The organism is Pantoea sp. VS1, assembly GCF_002207995.1.
Classification (GTDB): Bacteria; Pseudomonadota; Gammaproteobacteria; order Enterobacterales; family Enterobacteriaceae; genus Pantoea; species Pantoea dispersa.
In genome coordinates this window covers 1-15352 of record NZ_NHZE01000013.1, presented here as the reverse complement: position 1 = coordinate 15352, position 15352 = coordinate 1, and the positions used below count along the sequence as shown (strand labels likewise).

Sequence of the window (15352 nt, the reverse complement as noted above, 5' to 3'; positions counted from 1 at the left end):
AGTCACGCGTAATGATTAAGCAATACCTGCAAGTAACAAAACCAGGAATTATTTTCGGCAATTTAATTTCTGTGATCGGTGGATTCCTGCTGGCTTCAAAAGGCAGCATTGATTACCCCCTGTTTCTCGTCGCTTTGGTGGGCGTTTCGCTGGTGGTCGCATCCGGTTGTGTATTCAACAATGTGATTGACCGTGACATCGACATCAAAATGGAGAGAACGCGGAACCGTGTTCTGGTCAAAGGCCTGATCTCGGCGAAAGTAAGCCTGGTTTATGCAACCGCATTGGGTATTGCTGGCTTTGCGTTGCTGTATTTTGGCGCTAACCCGCTGGCCATGTGGCTGGCGGTGATGGGCTTCGTCGTCTATGTCGGCATTTACAGCCTCTACATGAAGCGTCATTCGGTCTATGGCACGCTGATTGGCAGCCTCTCTGGCGCTGCGCCGCCAGTGATTGGCTACTGTGCGGTGACCAACCAGTTTGATGCTGGCGCGTTAATCTTACTGGCTATCTTTAGCCTGTGGCAGATGCCGCACTCCTACGCGATTGCCATCTTCCGCTTCAAAGATTATCAGGCCGCCAATATTCCGGTTCTGCCGGTGGTGAAAGGCATCTCCGTGGCGAAAAATCATATTACGCTGTACATCCTGGCGTTCATGATTGCCACGCTGATGCTGTCGCTGGGCGGTTATGCTGGCTACAAATATCTGGTGGTGGCTGCCGCCGTCAGCGTGTGGTGGCTGGGTATGGCACTGTCAGGTTACAAAACCTCAAACGACAAAGTTTGGGCGCGTAAACTGTTCGTGTTCTCCATTGTCGCCATCACTGCGCTGAGCGTGATGATGTCGGTGGACTTTATGGCCCCGGCCTCTAAGGACCTGCTGACTTACGTCTGGTAAGTCAGACCGTTACTCCGGACAAGGGCGCGAATTTCGCGCCCTTTCTTTTTGTTACCACTGCTTAAAAACAATTGTTTTACCCGCCCTGCCCTGCTTTCTAAAATAAGCGCTGCATGTCCCGGTGAGCCGGGTCGCAGATAAGGGCGCGCAACCTGTGCCGCTGCAACCTGAAGTCCCAGGGGCATAAACTTACAGAGGTTGGAATGAACGATAATAGAATGACACCAGTTGAGCTTCGGGCAACATGGGGTTTAGGCACAGTTTTTTCCCTGCGCATGCTGGGAATGTTTATGGTCCTGCCGGTACTGACCACTTACGGTATGGCTTTACAGGGCGCCAGCGAAACGTTGATCGGTCTGGCAATTGGTATTTATGGTCTGGCACAGGCCGTGTTTCAGATCCCCTTTGGTCTGCTGTCCGACCGTATTGGCCGCAAGCCGCTGATTGTCGGTGGCCTGCTGCTGTTTGTGCTCGGTAGCCTTATTGCCGCCACCAGCACCTCCATCTGGGGCATTATCCTTGGTCGCGCGCTGCAGGGTTCCGGTGCCATTGCCGCGGCGGTGATGGCGCTGCTGTCAGACCTGACCCGTGAACAGAACCGCACCAAAGCGATGGCGTTTATCGGCATCAGCTTCGGCGTTACCTTTGCGATTGCCATGGTGGTCGGCCCGATTGTCACGCACGCGCTGGGTCTGCACGCGCTGTTCTGGATGATTGCCCTGCTCGCCAGCCTGGGTATCGTGATCACCCTGCTGGTCGTGCCTAATGCGCCGGGCCACGTATTGAACCGCGAATCCGGCATGGTCAAAGGCAGCATTCGCGCGGTGCTGGCCAATCCCAAATTGCTGAAGCTGAATATCGGCATTCTCTGTCTGCACATTTTGCTGATGTCGAGCTTCGTCGCGCTGCCGGGCCAGTTTGAACAGGCGGGCTTCCCGGCGGCTGAACACTGGAAAGTGTATCTGGTGACCATGCTGGTGGCGTTTGTCGCCGTGGTGCCGTTTATTATCTATGCCGAGGTAAAGCGCCGCATGAAGCGGGTGTTTGTCGGCTGCGTGGCGCTGATCATCATCGCGGAAATTGTACTGTGGGGCGCCGCGGGCCACTTCTGGACGCTGGTGATTGGCGTGCAGCTGTTTTTCCTCGCCTTTAACCTGATGGAAGCGATTCTGCCGTCGCTGATCAGCAAAGAGTCGCCGGCGGGCTACAAAGGCACGGCCATGGGGATTTATTCCACCAGCCAGTTTATTGGCGTCGCGATTGGCGGCAGCCTGGGCGGCTGGATTTTCGGCCACTTCGATGCGCAAACGGTGTTTCTGGTCGGCGCGATAGTGGCTGCGGCGTGGCTGTTTGTCGCCATGTCGATGCAGGAGCCGCCGTATGTCAGTAGCCTGCGCCTGGTGCTGAGTGATGCGGTGCTGGCAGTACCGAATCTGGAGAAACGGCTGCGCGCGCAGCCCGGCGTGGCGTCGGTGTTTATCGTGCCGGAAGAGAAAAGCGCCTACATTAAAATTGACAGCAAAGTGACGAGCCGCGTGGAGCTGGAGGCGCTGCTCGCCAGCAGTTAATGATTTAGCCTCAGCGGACCGCGATGATCTGGCTCCACGCGGTCCGCTCAGCGACGTTACAGCGACATATCCACCACAATACGCCCTTCAATTTTACCGGCGTGCATGCGCGCAAAGATATCGTTGATGTTAGTCAGCGGCTCAACCGCGACATTCGCTTTCACCTTATGGCGACCGGCAAAATCCAGCGCCTCCTGCAGATCTTTACGCGTGCCGACAATTGAGCCGCGCACCGTGATGCCATCCAGCACCATGTCGAAGATCGAGAGATCGAATTTCCCTGGTGGCAGGCCGTTAAGCACCATGGTGCCGCCGCGACGCAGCGTGCCGATCGCCTGTTCAAACGCTTTTGGCGAGACCGCCGTCACCAGCACGCCGTGCGCACCGCCAAAACTTTCCTGGAACACTTTCGCCGGATCGACCTGCTTCGCATTGGCAACCACGCTGGCACCGAGCCGTTTGGCAAATGCCAGCTTATCGTCGTCGATATCGACCGCCGCCACGTTAAGCCCCATCGCCACCGCATACTGAATAGCCATGTGCCCCAGGCCGCCGATGCCGGAAACCACCACCCAGTCACCCGGTTTGGTATCGGTCATCTTCAGGCCTTTGTAAACCGTCACACCGGCACACAGGATCGGTGCCACTTCATTAAACTCAACGTTATCCGGAATGATGCCGACGTAGTTGGCATCCGCCAGGCAGTACTCGGCAAAGCTGCCGTTGACCGAATAGCCGGCATTCTGCTGCGACAGACACAGCGTCTCCCAGCTGTCGAGGCAGTGCTCGCAGTGGCCACACGCCGAGTAGAGCCACGGTACCCCGACGCGATCACCCAGTTTGAGATGCTTCACCCCTTCGCCAATGGCCACCACCTGCCCGACGCCTTCATGGCCGGGAATAAACGGCGGATTGGGCTTGATCGGCCAGTCGCCTTCGGCGGCGTGCAGGTCGGTGTGGCACACGCCGGTGGCGGCGATTTTCACCAGAATCTGTCCTGGCCCAACGGACGGCACCGGCACCTGCTCAATCACCAGCGGTTCACCAAACGCCTTCACAATCGCGGCTTTCATGGTGGTTTTGATTTGCATATTCATCTTTCACTCTCCATTTGAACGGATGCGGACTCAGAACAGCCCCAGTGGCGCTGTGCCATAGCTGACCAGCAGATTTTTGGTTTGCTGATAGGCGCTGAGCGCCATTTTGTGGGTTTCACGCCCGACGCCCGACTGCTTGTAGCCACCGAATGCCGCATGGGCGGGATAGATGTGATAGCAGTTGGTCCAGACGCGACCGGCTTTGATGCCGCGGCCCATGCGATACGCCAGATTGGTATCGCGCGTCCACACGCCCGCGCCCAGACCAAACTGGGTTTCATTGGCGATAGCGAGCGCCTCTGCCTCATCGTGGAACGTGGTGACGCCAATCACTGGCCCAAAAATCTCCTCCTGGAAACAGCGCATCTGGTTGCTGCCCTTGATCAGGGTGGGCTGGATGTAGAATCCGTTATCCAGCTCCGCGGCGATATGCGCACGCTCGCCCCCTGTCAGAATCTGACCGCCTTCTTCACGGGCGATGTTGATATAGGACAGGATTTTGTCGAATTGCTGGCGGGAAGCCTGAGCACCGATCATGGTGTCGGTATCAAGCGGATCGCCACGGCGAATGGTGGCAACCTTCGCCAGCACCCGCTCCATAAAGGGCTGGTAGATCGATTCATGAATCAACGCGCGCGATGGACAGGTACAGACTTCGCCCTGATTAAAGAAGCCCAGCACCAGCCCCTCGACCGCTTTCTCGATGAACGCCTCTTCGCCCGACATCACATCCGCGAAGTAGATGTTAGGTGATTTGCCGCCCAGCTCGACGGTGCAGGGAATGATGTTCTCCGCCGCACAGGCCATGATATGCCGCCCGACCGGCGTGGATCCGGTAAAGGCAATTTTAGCGATGCGCTTGCTGGTGGCCAGCGCTTCGCCGGCTTCGCGGCCAAAGCCCTGCACCACATTCAGCACGCCCGGCGGGAACAGATCGCCAATCAGCTCCATCAGCAGCGTAATACCAAGCGGCGTCTGCTCAGCCGGTTTCAGCACCACGCAGTTACCGGCGGCCAGCGCCGGTGCCAGCTTCCACGCCGCCATGAGCAGCGGGAAGTTCCACGGGATGATCTGTCCGACCACGCCCAGCGGCTCGTGGAAGTGATAGGCCACCGTGGTTTCGTCGATCTCGGCGGTACTGCCCTCCTGCGCGCGCAGGCAGCCGGCAAAATAGCGAAAATGGTCGACCGCCAGCGGCAGATCGGCGTTGAGCGTCTCGCGAATCGGTTTACCGTTATCCCAGCTCTCCGCTACCGCCAGCTTCTCAAGACTGGCTTCCATACGATCGGCCACCTGCAGCAGCAGGTTGGCGCGCTGCTGTACGCTGGTTTTGCCCCACGCATCCGCAGCCTGATGCGCCGCATCCAGCGCCAGATCAATGTCGCGCGCGTCGGAGCGCGGGAACCCGGCAATATCGCTGCCGTCTACCGGCGAGGTGTTCATAAAGTACTGGCCGCTCAGCGGCTCGGTGAAGTTGCCGGCGATATAGTTGCCGTAGGTCGCCTGGAAAGAGACCAGCGCGCCGGGCGTGCCGGGATGTGCATAACGCATCGCAAACTCCTTATTATCAGGTCAGAGGGTCTGAACAGGCAGCGCAACTGCCTGTGTTGGTATTGCAGCGCGCGTGCCAGTTTTTTCTCATCAGGCGCAAAAGCGATAAATGCATTATTTATCAATCAAATAAATTCATGCCCCGCCAGCAACCCTGCCAGTTCCCCGGGACAAACACTGTATCTGTGTTGCGTATCGCAACAGTGCTGAAACCCGAACGCTACAATGTTGCAACACTTACACGCCGTTCTGAGGTCACTCATGCAGGGAAATTCAGCCGCGTCTGCCGTGCACGCCAACCCGCTGTTAAGCGACTCCTGGTTCCGCAGCCAGCTGTATGGATTAGAGCGCAGCGCCGACGATTTCCCGCGCGTGCGTCAGGGCGAGCTGGCCGATGTGCTGGCCAGCAACACCGGGCTGCAGCAGTTTGCGCAGCCGGTCATCCGCCAGCTGGCGCAGCAGATGGCGGAGACGCAGTCGGTGGTGATCCTGTCCGATGCCAGCGGGCTGGTGCTGAACACCTTTGGCGATATGCAGGCGCTGGAGAAAGCCCAGCGCTTTGCCCTGGCACCCGGTAATTTGTGGAGTGAATGCGGACGCGGCACCAATGCGATTGGCACCGCGCTGGCGATTGATGACGGCTGTGAAATTGATGGCCAGCAGCATTTCCTGACGCGCAATCAGGGTCTGTACTGTGCCGCGATGCCGTTGCAGATGCCCAACGGACAGATAGCCGGCGTGCTGGATATCTCGGGTCCGGCACACTTTCCGCATCCGCATACCCTGAACCGGGTGAAAGCAGCGGCAAAGCAGATCGAGTACCTGTGGGTGAAGCAGAGCCTGCATCCGCAGCAGTGGCTGCTCAGTCTGCATCCGCAGCCGCAGGGCATCGACACCAGTGATGAATTGCTGCTGGTATTCTCTGACAATGTGCTGACCGCAGCCAACCGGCTGGCGATGCGCGAACTGGCTCTCAGCGCCGACCGCTTTGCCAGCCTGACGTTTCAGCAGCTGTTTCCGCAACTGCAGCAGCAGGCCAACAGCGTTCCCGCCGCGGTCGACATTGGCACGCAGCGCTACTGGTTCCGCCTGCGCGCGCCGCAGCGCAGCCACGTCAGCGTGCGGGACAGTCGCACGCATGATCTGCCGCGCGTGCTGGGAGCTGACGGCGCAAAAATGCTGCGGTTGCTGGATGCCGGCGTTTCGCTGTGCATTTATGGTGAAACCGGCAGCGGCAAGGAGTATGTCAGCCGCGCGCTGCACCAGCAAAGCCGCTGGCGCACGGGCAAGTTTGTCGCCATCAACTGTGCCGCCATCCCCGAAGCACTGATTGAATCCGAACTGTTTGGCTACCAGCCCGGCGCATTTACCGGCGCCAGTAAAAATGGCTACATCGGCAAAATTCGCGAAGCGGATGACGGCGTGCTGTTTCTGGATGAAATCGGTGATATGCCGCTGACGCTGCAGACCCGTTTGCTGCGCGTGCTGCAGGAAAAAGAGGTGGCGCCGCTCGGCTCCAGTCGCAGCTGGCCGGTGAATTTTGCCGTGATTTGCGCCACGCATCGCGATCTGGCCCAGCGCGTGGCCGCCGGCGAATTTCGTGAAGATTTACTCTATCGTCTGCAGGAGTTCGCCCTGACCCTTCCGCCGCTGCGCGCCTGGCCGAACGTCGCCGGGTTTATCCGCGATTTATGGCAGGAACTGGGAGCCGCGCAGCGTGGCGTACAGCTGTCTCCGGCGCTGCTGACGGCGCTGGCGCAGCAGCCGTGGCCGGGCAATGTGCGCCAGTTACGCAGTCTGCTGCGCGTGCTGCTGGCGCTCGCCGATGAGGGCGAAACGCTGACGGAAAGTCACTTGCCGGCAGAGTATCGCCGCCCGCCGGCCCCGCCGCTGCGCGAACGCCACGATGAACAGCTGATCAGTGAAACGCTGCAGCGCTATGACGGCAATATCAGTAAAGCGGCGCAGGCGCTGGGGGTCGCGCGCAGCACGCTGTATCGTCGTGCGGCGCGCGACAGAGGGGATTAATCGCGGAAGTTTTTGAACTGGAACGGCTGACCCAGGTTGCCACCGCGCACCAGCGCCATCGCACCCTGCAGATCGTCGCGGGATTTACCGGTGACGCGCAGCTCTTCACCCTGAATCTGTGTCTGCACTTTCAGTTTGCTGTCTTTGATCAGCTTAACGATTTTCTTCGCGACATCGCTTTCGATGCCTTTTTTCAGCTTCGCTTCAACGCTCCAGCTTTTGCCGCTATGGACAATATCTTCCGGTACTTCAATCGCCGCGCCTTCAATGCCGCGCTTCAGCAGCTTTTCACGCAGAATATCCACCAGCTGCTTCACCTGAAAATCCGATTCGCTGGTGACTTTGATGGTCTCATTCTTTTCGTTGAGCTCAAAGCTGGCGCTCACGTTGCGGAAATCGAAACGGGTTGAGATCTCACGGTTGGCATTCTCCACCGCATTACGCACTTCCGGCAGTTCGACTTCGGAAACGATATCGAAAGATGGCATCTTTTCTTCTCCTGATACTAAAGTGACATGCATAATACGCGTCTTGTCGCGCTAATAAAACACGCGACGCGGAAAGCTATAATTAAGGGTGTGACACCCATTCACCCACCCGCCAGCGGGAGGCATAATGAAAATTACCGTGTTGGGTTGCGGCGCCCTGGGGCAAATCTGGCTCGCGGCCCTTGCACGCCAGGGACATGACGTTCAGGGCTGGCTGCGCGTACCGCAGCCGTACTGTTCGGTCAACGTGGTCGATCCGCAGGGCCACGTCAGCAATCACACCTTCATCGCTAACGATCCGCTGTTTCTGGCCGAAAGCCAGCTGCTACTGGTGACCCTGAAAGCGCCACAGGTTTCCCCTGCGGTGAAAAACCTGCAAAGCGTGCTGCCGCGCCACGCGCCGATCCTGCTGCTGCACAACGGCATGGGTACGATCGAAGAGCTCAAAGAAGTGCAGCAGCCGCTGCTGCGCGGCATCACCACGCACGCGGCGATGCGCGACGGCACGGTGATCAAGCATGTCGCGCAGGGCATCACCCACATCGGACCTGCCAGCCGCGAAAGCGCGGCGCTGAGCGATATCGCCGATATTCTGCATCAGGCGCTGCCGGACGTAGCGTGGCACGATAACATCGCGTCCGCCAGCTGGCGCAAGCTGGCAGTTAACTGCGTGATCAACACGCTGACGGTTGAGCACGACTGCCAGAACGGCGCGCTGCGCGCCTGGCCGGAGCAGATTAACCGGCTGTGCGAGGAGCTGGCCTGGGTGATGGAGCGCGAGGGCCAGCACATTGCGCTGGATAACCTGCGCGACATTATTTACGACGTCATCGACAGCACCGCCGCCAACGTCTCCTCAATGCTGCAGGATGTGCGTGCGCAGCGTCAGACTGAAATTGATTACATTACCGGCTACCTGCTGCGTCGCGCCCGTGCGCAGGGGATTGCACTGCCGGAAAACACCCGCCTGTACGACCTGATTAAACGCAAGGAGTCCCAATATGAGCGCGAACGCATCAGTGCTGGTTTGCCTGGCCCATGGCAGTGAAGAGATAGAAGCGGTCACCACCATTGACCTGCTGGTCCGCGCCGGCCTGAAGGTGACCACCGCCAGCGTGGAGAGCGACGGCACGCGCGAGATTGTCTGCTCCCGCGGCGTACGCCTGCTGGCTGACGCACCGCTGGTGGAAGTGGCGGATAACGATTTTGCCGCCATCGTCCTGCCGGGCGGCCTCAAAGGCGCTGAAACCTTCCGCGACAGCCCGCTGCTGGTGGAGACGGTACGCCAGTGTCATCTGTCAGGCAAAATCGTCGCGGCGATCTGTGCCGCGCCGGGCACGGTACTGGTACCGCATGACCTGTTTCCGGTGGGCAACATGACCGGTTTTCCCGGCCTGAAGCACACCATTCCGGAGGAGAAATGGATGGAGCGCCGCGTGGTGTGGGATCCGCGCGTTAATCTGCTGACCAGCCAGGGGCCGGGCACGGCGATCGATTTTGCCCTGAAGCTGATTGATCTTCTGGTGGATAAAGAGCAAGCGCGTGAAGTCGCGTCACAGCTGGTGCTGGCGGCAGGGATTTATAATTATCAGGAATTTGAAGAACGCGCGTAAAAAAGGTCGCCATCAATGGCGACCCCACGAGATCAGCGCACAGTTTTATTCGTCGCGGTGATTACAGGGTGCGCATTCCTGCGCACCGGGTTTTGCCCGTGCATCCGAAATCAGGCGCGCCAGGCTTAACTCCCGCCGCGGTTACGGACGGTACACCTTCACGTTCTTAAAGCCCTGCTCATGCAGATACAACGCCTGCAACCGGCTCATCACGCCGCGATCGCAGTACAGCAACCAGGTTCTGCTCTGATCGAGATCGCCGAACTGGGTGCTCAGCTTATAGAACGGCAGCGATTTCACTTCCACGCCGGTCAGCGCCAGCGGCTTGTCGTCCTGTTCATCAATCGAACGGATATCCAGCACCACATCGTTGCCGCTGAATGACGCCACGGTTTCCACTTCCACCACTTCTTCTTCCGTCTGCTCCGCAATTTCACGGATATCGACGTTGCTGGCTTCCTGCACCACGCGCTGCAGAATGTCGAAATCGAAGTTCTGCTCTTCGGCTTCGATCTTCGCCTTCACCGCTTTCACCGTGGGGCTTTTCGAAATCACGCCGCAGTACTCCGGCATGGTGCGGGCAAAGTCTTCGGTGCCGATCTGACGCGCAATATTGATGATGTGCTCTTTATCGTGCGAGATCAGCGGGCGCAGAATCAGCGTGTCGGACGCGTTATCAATCAAACGCAGGTTAGTCAGCGTCTGGCTGGAGACCTGGCCCAGCGCCTCACCAGTCACCAGCGCCTGCACGCCGTAACGCTCAGCCACCATCGATGCCGCACGTACCATCATGCGCTTCAGCACCACGCCCATCTGGCCGTCATCAACTTTTTCCAGAATCTCGCCCACCACCGGCTCAAAATTGATGGCGACAAAACGCACGCGATGTGAACGGCCAAAACGCTGCCACAGATAGTGCGCCACCTGACGCACGCCGATTTCATGCGCCGCGCCGCCAAGGTTAAAGAAGCAGTAGTGCACGCGACAGCCGCGGCGCATCAGCATATAGCTGGAGACGCCGGAGTCAAAGCCGCCGGAAATCAGCGACAGCACATCTTCCTGGGTGCCGATCGGGAAGCCGCCCAGGCCTTCATAGCGGCCGGTAATCAGCAGCAGACGATCGTCTTCAATCTCCAGATTCACCGTCACATCCGGGTGATTCAGCTGCACGCGCGCGCTTTCAATGTGCTGATTGAGACCGCCGCCGACGTAGCGCTCCACATCCTGCGAGCTAAAGCTGTGCTTGCCGCGACGCTTCACGCGCACGCAGAAGCTCTTGCCTTCCAGCCGCTCGCGGTTGAGCGCCAGCGTCTGCTCGAAGATATCGTGCATGTCGGTATAGGCGCGGTCTTCGACCGCCAGCACATGGTGGATACCGGGAATGCGCGTCAGCTCTTCCGTGACGGTGGCACGCAGCGCTTCCTTCTTCGCGCGCACTTCGATGTGATCCCAGTGGCGCACCACGGCGATCTCTTCGTCGAGGGTGCGCAGGGTATTACGGATATTACCGGTCAGAATTTTGATAAAGCGCAGGCGCACCGACTGACTTTTGATGGTGATTTCAGGGAAGAGCTTGATGATAAACTTCATGGCGACACAGCTTCGTTGGGCAAATAAGTGCTAAAATCATCAACACTTAGCTGGTAAAATCATATAATTGCGGGTTGGCATCAGCCACCGCATCCGAGGCGCGCAAGTATATCACCTTTGTCGGGTGACTGCTGTAAGCAACCTTCGCCGCATTGATTATTTTGCTAATCAATGCCCGTCGGCTACCATGACCGATTGCAACATAATGTCCCAACCTGTGAGTCGACACTGATTATGCCGAAAAAAGCCGAAGCGCCCGTGAGTTTTGAAAACGCACTGCAGCAGCTGGAACAGATTGTCAGCCGTCTGGAGAGTGGCGAACTGCCGCTGGAAGAGGCGCTGAATGAATTCGAGCGCGGCGTACAGCTGGCACGCAGCGGCCAGCAAACCCTGCAGGCGGCGGAACAGCGCGTGCAGATTCTGCTGAGCGACGACAAAGACGCCCCGCTCACCCCTTTCACGCCGGAAAATGAGTAATGGATTTCGTGCAACTGCAGCGCGCCTACCATGAGCGCGTGAACCAGGCGTTGACGCGCTTAATAGATCCACTTCCTTTTCAGAGTTCTCCTCTGGTGAACGCCATGCAATATGGGGCACTATTAGGCGGTAAGCGCCTGCGCCCGTTTCTGGTGTATGCCACTGGCGAGATGCTGCGCGCCGAGGCGGCCAGCCTGGATGCCCCCGCCGCAGCGGTGGAGTGCATTCACGCTTACTCATTGATTCATGATGACCTGCCGGCGATGGACGACGATGCGTTACGTCGCGGGCAGCCAACCTGCCATATCAAATATGGCGAAGACACGGCGATTCTGGCCGGCGATGCCCTGCAAACCCTGGCGTTTACCATTCTTGCGGACCAGCCGATGCCCGGCGTAAGCCCGCAGGATCGCATTGCCATGATTTCCGAACTGGCGCAGGCCAGCGGCGTGGCCGGCATGTGCGGTGGCCAGGCGCTGGATTTAGCCGCCGAAGGCCAATCCGTGGACCTGAACCAGCTGGAGCAGATCCATCGCCACAAAACCGGCGCGCTAATCCGCGCCGCCGTGCGTCTCGGTGCCCTCACAGCAGGTGCAGCGGGCCGCGATGCGCTGCCGCAGCTGGATATCTACGCCAACGCCATCGGACTGGCGTTTCAGGTGCAGGATGACATCCTCGATGTGGTCGGCGATACCGCCGTTCTGGGCAAAACCCAGGGAGCCGATCAGGCGCTGGGGAAAAGCACTTACCCGGCGCTGCTGGGACTGGATAACGCGCGGGCCAAAGCGCAGGATCTCTATCGCGAAGCACTGGGCGCGCTGGAGGTGCTGGCGGCACAGTCGTATGACACGTCCGCTCTGCAGGCGCTGGCCAGCTTTATAATTGAACGCGATAAATAACTTATATAATGAGTCTCTGATGAGTTTTGATATTGCAAAATACCCGACACTGGCGTTAGCAGGCACGGTTCAGGAATTACGTTTACTGCCTAAAGAAAAACTTCCGGACCTGTGCGACGAGCTGCGTCAGTATCTGCTGGACAGCGTGAGCCGCTCGTCCGGCCACTTTGCATCGGGTCTGGGCGTCGTCGAGCTGACCGTCGCGTTGCATTATGTGTATAACACCCCGTTTGACCATCTGGTGTGGGACGTCGGCCATCAGGCCTATCCGCACAAGATTCTGACCGGCCGCCGCGACCGTATTGGCACAATCCGCCAGAAAAATGGCCTGCACCCGTTCCCGTGGCGCGGCGAAAGCGAATATGACGTGCTGAGCGTGGGCCACTCGTCGACGTCCATCAGCGCCGGTCTCGGCATGGCCGTGGCCGCCGAACGCGAAGGCAAAGGTCGCCGCACCGCCTGCATTATTGGCGACGGCGCGATTACCGCGGGCATGGCGTTTGAAGCGATGAACCACGCCGGTGATATCAAGCCGGACATGCTGGTGATCCTCAACGACAACGAAATGTCGATCTCTGAAAACGTGGGCGCGCTGAACAATCGCCTGGCGCAGATTCTCTCGGGGAAAACCTATTCACGCCTGCGCGAAGGCGGCAAGCGCGTGCTGGGCGGGCTGCCGCCGATCAAAGAGCTGGTGAAGCGCACCGAAGAGCACCTGAAAGGCATGGTGGTACCGGGCACGCTGTTTGAGGAGCTGGGCTTTAACTATATCGGTCCGGTCGACGGTCACGATGTGCTGACGCTGGTCAGCACGCTGAAGAATATGCGCGATCTGAAAGGGCCGCAGTTCCTGCACATCATGACCAAAAAGGGCAAGGGCTACGCGCCGGCGGAAGAAGATCCGATAACCTGGCACGCGGTGCCAAAATTCGATCCGGCCAGCGGCTCGCTGCCGAAAAGCGCGCCGGGCCTGCCGAGCTACTCGAAAATTTTTGGTAACTGGCTGAGCGAGATGGCCGCCGACGATGCGCGGCTGATGGCGGTGACGCCGGCCATGCGCGAAGGCTCCGGCATGGTGAGCTACTCGCGTGATTATCCGCAGCAGTATTTTGACGTGGCGATCGCCGAGCAGCATGCGGTGACGTTCGCCGCGGGCATGGCCATCGGCGGTTATAAGCCGGTGGTGGCGATTTACTCCACCTTCCTGCAGCGCGCCTACGACCAGGTGATTCACGACGTGGCAATTCAGCAATTGCCGGTACTGTTTGCTATCGATCGCGGCGGTATCGTGGGTGCCGACGGCCAGACGCACCAGGGGGCGTTTGATATCGCCTATCTGCGCTGCGTGCCGGGCATGGTGATCATGACGCCAAGCGATGAAAACGAGTGCCGCCAGATGCTTTACACCGGCTACCACTATCAGGATGGCCCGAGCGCGGTGCGCTATCCGCGCGGCACCGGCACCGGCGCCACGCTGGAACCGCTGGCCAGCCTGCCGCTTGGCAAAGGGGTCATCCGGCGTCGCGGCGAGCAACTGGCCATCCTCAACTTTGGTACTCTGCTGCCGGAAGCGCAGGCCGCCGCCGAGGCGCTCAACGCCACGCTGGTCGACATGCGCTTTGTTAAGCCGCTGGATGAAGCCCTGATTAGCGAGCTGGCGGCCAGCCACGACGCGCTGATTACGCTGGAAGAAGGCGCGATCAAAGGCGGTGCCGGCAGCGGCGTCAACGAATACGTGATGGCGAAACGCCTGCGCGTGCCGGTACTTAACCTCGGCCTGCCGGATGAGTTCATTCCGCAGGGGACGCAGGAAGAAGTGCGTCAGGATTATCAGCTGGACGCCGCAGGCATCCAGCAGCAAATCGCCGCCTGGCTGGCGCAGTAACCGCCCTTCCCCGCTCCTGCTGCTATGCTTGAGGGTAAAACCCCACGCATAAGAGCAGGAGCCCTTCATGAAAACCGTTCGTTTAGGCCAGACCGATCTGCAGGTTTCACGTCTCTGTTTAGGCTGTATGACCTATGGCGATCCGCTGCGCGGTAACCACGCCTGGACGCTGCCGGAAGAGAGCAGCCGACCGCTGATTAAGCAGGCGCTGGACGCGGGCATCAACTTCTTCGACACCGCTAACAGCTACTCCGACGGCAGCAGTGAGGAGATCCTCGGCCGCGCGCTCAAAGATTATGCGCAGCGCGATCGGGTGGTGGTGGCGACCAAAGTCTATTTTCCGCTGAGCAACCTGTCGCAGGGGCTGTCGCGCACCAATATTCTGCAGTCGATTGATGACAGCCTGACGCGGCTTGGCATGGAGTATGTCGATCTGCTGCAGATTCATCGCTGGGATTACGCCACGCCGATTGAAGAGACGCTGGAAGCGCTCGATCAGGTAGTGCGGTCAGGCAAAGCGCGTTACATCGGGGCTTCCTCGATGCATGCCACACAGTTTGCGCAGGCGCTGCAGTTACAGCAGCAGCATGGCTGGGCGCGTTTTGTCAGTATGCAGGATCAGTACAATCTGATTCAGCGCGAAGAAGAGAAGGAGATGCATCCGCTGTGCCAGCGCGAAGGCATCGCGGTGCTGCCGTGGAGCCCGCTGGCGCGCGGTAAGCTGACGCGTCCGTGGGGAGAAACCACTGCGCGTTCAGTGTCGGATAACGTAATGGAAAAACTCTATACCGGCACCGAAGAGAATGACGCGGCCATTGCGCAACGGCTGGCAACGGTGGCTGCGGACAAAGGCGTGACGCGCGCGCAGGTGGCGCTGGCGTGGCTGCTGCATAAGCCGGTGGTTACCGCGCCGATTATTGGTGCCTCGCGCGAGCAGCAGTTTGCCGAACTGGTGAAAGCCGTGGACGTGGAGCTGAGTTCAACCGATATCGCCGAGCTGGAGAGCGTCTACCAACCGCATCCGGTGGTGGGATTCGAGTAACGGTCCAGTCAGGTCGCCTTCAGGGCGACCTGATGTCACATGCAGCGCATGCATGGCGACCTGCCTGCGGCAACGCATTCATGGCAACGCTTTCTGTAGGGTGCGCATTCAGGTACGACCGGGCACATGGGTAACAGATCAGACCGGGCACACAGGTAACACTTTTTGTGGTCAGTCGATTCGGATAATACGCTTTTCTGCCCGGTCATAATACG

13 protein-coding genes are annotated in these 15352 nt (G+C 59.1%); 9 read left to right on the top strand and 4 right to left on the bottom strand.

The window, feature by feature from the left end; translation table 11 throughout:
* Positions 1-11 precede the first annotated feature (11 nt).
* Together cyoE and CBW22_RS05975 are read left to right on the top strand one after the other, a co-directional pair.
* Positions 12-899 (top strand): heme o synthase, encoded by an 888-nt coding sequence (gene cyoE / locus CBW22_RS05980; RefSeq protein WP_021507178.1) that lies wholly within the window; start codon positions 12-14, stop codon positions 897-899.
* 203 nt (positions 900-1102) lie between these two features.
* On the top strand, positions 1103-2467 hold the full coding sequence (locus CBW22_RS05975; protein ID WP_031279651.1) for an MFS transporter: 1365 nt from the start codon (positions 1103-1105) through the stop codon (positions 2465-2467).
* A gap of 56 nt (positions 2468-2523) precedes the next feature.
* Here the strand turns inward: CBW22_RS05975 and adhP are convergent, their stop codons facing one another.
* A complete protein-coding gene (gene adhP / locus CBW22_RS05970) occupies positions 2524-3564 on the bottom strand; it encodes an alcohol dehydrogenase AdhP (RefSeq protein WP_021507176.1) in 1041 nt (346 codons plus the stop codon).
* A 30-nt stretch (positions 3565-3594) separates the two neighbouring features.
* Positions 3595-5115 (bottom strand): acetaldehyde dehydrogenase ExaC, encoded by a 1521-nt coding sequence (exaC, locus tag CBW22_RS05965; RefSeq protein WP_088516241.1) that lies wholly within the window; start codon positions 5113-5115, stop codon positions 3595-3597.
* A gap of 261 nt (positions 5116-5376) precedes the next feature.
* On the opposite strand from exaC, the gene CBW22_RS05960 reads away from it, so the two are divergent.
* Positions 5377-7143 (top strand): sigma-54-dependent Fis family transcriptional regulator, encoded by a 1767-nt coding sequence (locus CBW22_RS05960; protein ID WP_088516240.1) that lies wholly within the window; start codon positions 5377-5379, stop codon positions 7141-7143.
* Here CBW22_RS05960 and CBW22_RS05955 read toward each other — a convergent pair.
* Positions 7140-7631 carry a YajQ family cyclic di-GMP-binding protein gene (locus CBW22_RS05955; protein ID WP_088516239.1) on the bottom strand — a complete coding sequence of 164 codons (492 nt, stop codon included), beginning with the start codon at positions 7629-7631 and terminating at the stop codon, positions 7140-7142. The genes CBW22_RS05960 and CBW22_RS05955 overlap by 4 nt on opposite strands.
* Before the next feature lie 127 nt (positions 7632-7758).
* Between CBW22_RS05955 and panE the strand changes: the two genes are divergently transcribed.
* Positions 7759-8679: a 2-dehydropantoate 2-reductase gene (gene panE, locus CBW22_RS05950; protein WP_058757963.1), complete on the top strand. Its 921-nt coding sequence runs from the start codon at positions 7759-7761 to the stop codon at positions 8677-8679.
* Positions 8633-9244: a protein deglycase YajL gene (gene yajL / locus CBW22_RS05945; RefSeq protein WP_088516238.1), complete on the top strand. Its 612-nt coding sequence runs from the start codon at positions 8633-8635 to the stop codon at positions 9242-9244. Before panE ends, yajL begins: the two co-directional genes overlap by 47 nt.
* Positions 9245-9385: 141 nt before the next feature.
* Here yajL and thiI read toward each other — a convergent pair whose 3' ends face one another.
* Positions 9386-10834, bottom strand: coding sequence for a tRNA uracil 4-sulfurtransferase ThiI (gene thiI, locus CBW22_RS05940; RefSeq protein ID WP_021507170.1), 1449 nt, complete (start codon positions 10832-10834; stop codon positions 9386-9388).
* Between the two features lie 234 nt (positions 10835-11068).
* Here thiI and xseB point away from each other — a divergent pair, with 234 nt between their 5' ends.
* The 4 genes from xseB (at position 11069) to CBW22_RS05920 (ending at position 15137) form a co-directional block, all read left to right on the top strand.
* Positions 11069-11311, top strand: coding sequence for an exodeoxyribonuclease VII small subunit (gene xseB / locus CBW22_RS05935; protein WP_021507169.1), 243 nt, complete (start codon positions 11069-11071; stop codon positions 11309-11311).
* Positions 11311-12210 (top strand): (2E,6E)-farnesyl diphosphate synthase, encoded by a 900-nt coding sequence (ispA, locus tag CBW22_RS05930; RefSeq protein ID WP_021507168.1) that lies wholly within the window; start codon positions 11311-11313, stop codon positions 12208-12210. The genes xseB and ispA overlap by 1 nt, the downstream gene beginning before the upstream one ends.
* Before the next feature lie 19 nt (positions 12211-12229).
* Positions 12230-14095, top strand: a complete 1866-nt coding sequence (gene dxs / locus CBW22_RS05925; RefSeq protein WP_058775224.1) for a 1-deoxy-D-xylulose-5-phosphate synthase — start codon at positions 12230-12232, stop codon at positions 14093-14095.
* Between the two features lie 67 nt (positions 14096-14162).
* A complete protein-coding gene (locus tag CBW22_RS05920) occupies positions 14163-15137 on the top strand; it encodes an aldo/keto reductase (protein ID WP_021507166.1) in 975 nt (324 codons plus the stop codon).
* Positions 15138-15352 lie beyond the last annotated feature (215 nt).

Excerpts from the sequence above, each read along its gene's own strand:
- cyoE (WP_021507178.1), top strand. The coding sequence starts at position 12 with ATGATTAAGCAATACCTGCAAGTAACAAAACCAGGAATTATTTTCGGC.
- CBW22_RS05975 (WP_031279651.1), top strand. The coding sequence starts at position 1,103 with ATGAACGATAATAGAATGACACCAGTTGAGCTTCGGGCAACATGGGGT.
- adhP (WP_021507176.1), bottom strand. The coding sequence starts at position 3,564 with ATGAATATGCAAATCAAAACCACCATGAAAGCCGCGATTGTGAAGGCG.
- exaC (WP_088516241.1), bottom strand. The coding sequence starts at position 5,115 with ATGCGTTATGCACATCCCGGCACGCCCGGCGCGCTGGTCTCTTTCCAG.
- CBW22_RS05960 (WP_088516240.1), top strand. The coding sequence starts at position 5,377 with ATGCAGGGAAATTCAGCCGCGTCTGCCGTGCACGCCAACCCGCTGTTA.
- CBW22_RS05955 (WP_088516239.1), bottom strand. The coding sequence starts at position 7,631 with ATGCCATCTTTCGATATCGTTTCCGAAGTCGAACTGCCGGAAGTGCGT.
- panE (WP_058757963.1), top strand. The coding sequence starts at position 7,759 with ATGAAAATTACCGTGTTGGGTTGCGGCGCCCTGGGGCAAATCTGGCTC.
- yajL (WP_088516238.1), top strand. The coding sequence starts at position 8,633 with ATGAGCGCGAACGCATCAGTGCTGGTTTGCCTGGCCCATGGCAGTGAA.
- thiI (WP_021507170.1), bottom strand. The coding sequence starts at position 10,834 with ATGAAGTTTATCATCAAGCTCTTCCCTGAAATCACCATCAAAAGTCAG.
- xseB (WP_021507169.1), top strand. The coding sequence starts at position 11,069 with ATGCCGAAAAAAGCCGAAGCGCCCGTGAGTTTTGAAAACGCACTGCAG.
- ispA (WP_021507168.1), top strand. The coding sequence starts at position 11,311 with ATGGATTTCGTGCAACTGCAGCGCGCCTACCATGAGCGCGTGAACCAG.
- dxs (WP_058775224.1), top strand. The coding sequence starts at position 12,230 with ATGAGTTTTGATATTGCAAAATACCCGACACTGGCGTTAGCAGGCACG.
- CBW22_RS05920 (WP_021507166.1), top strand. The coding sequence starts at position 14,163 with ATGAAAACCGTTCGTTTAGGCCAGACCGATCTGCAGGTTTCACGTCTC.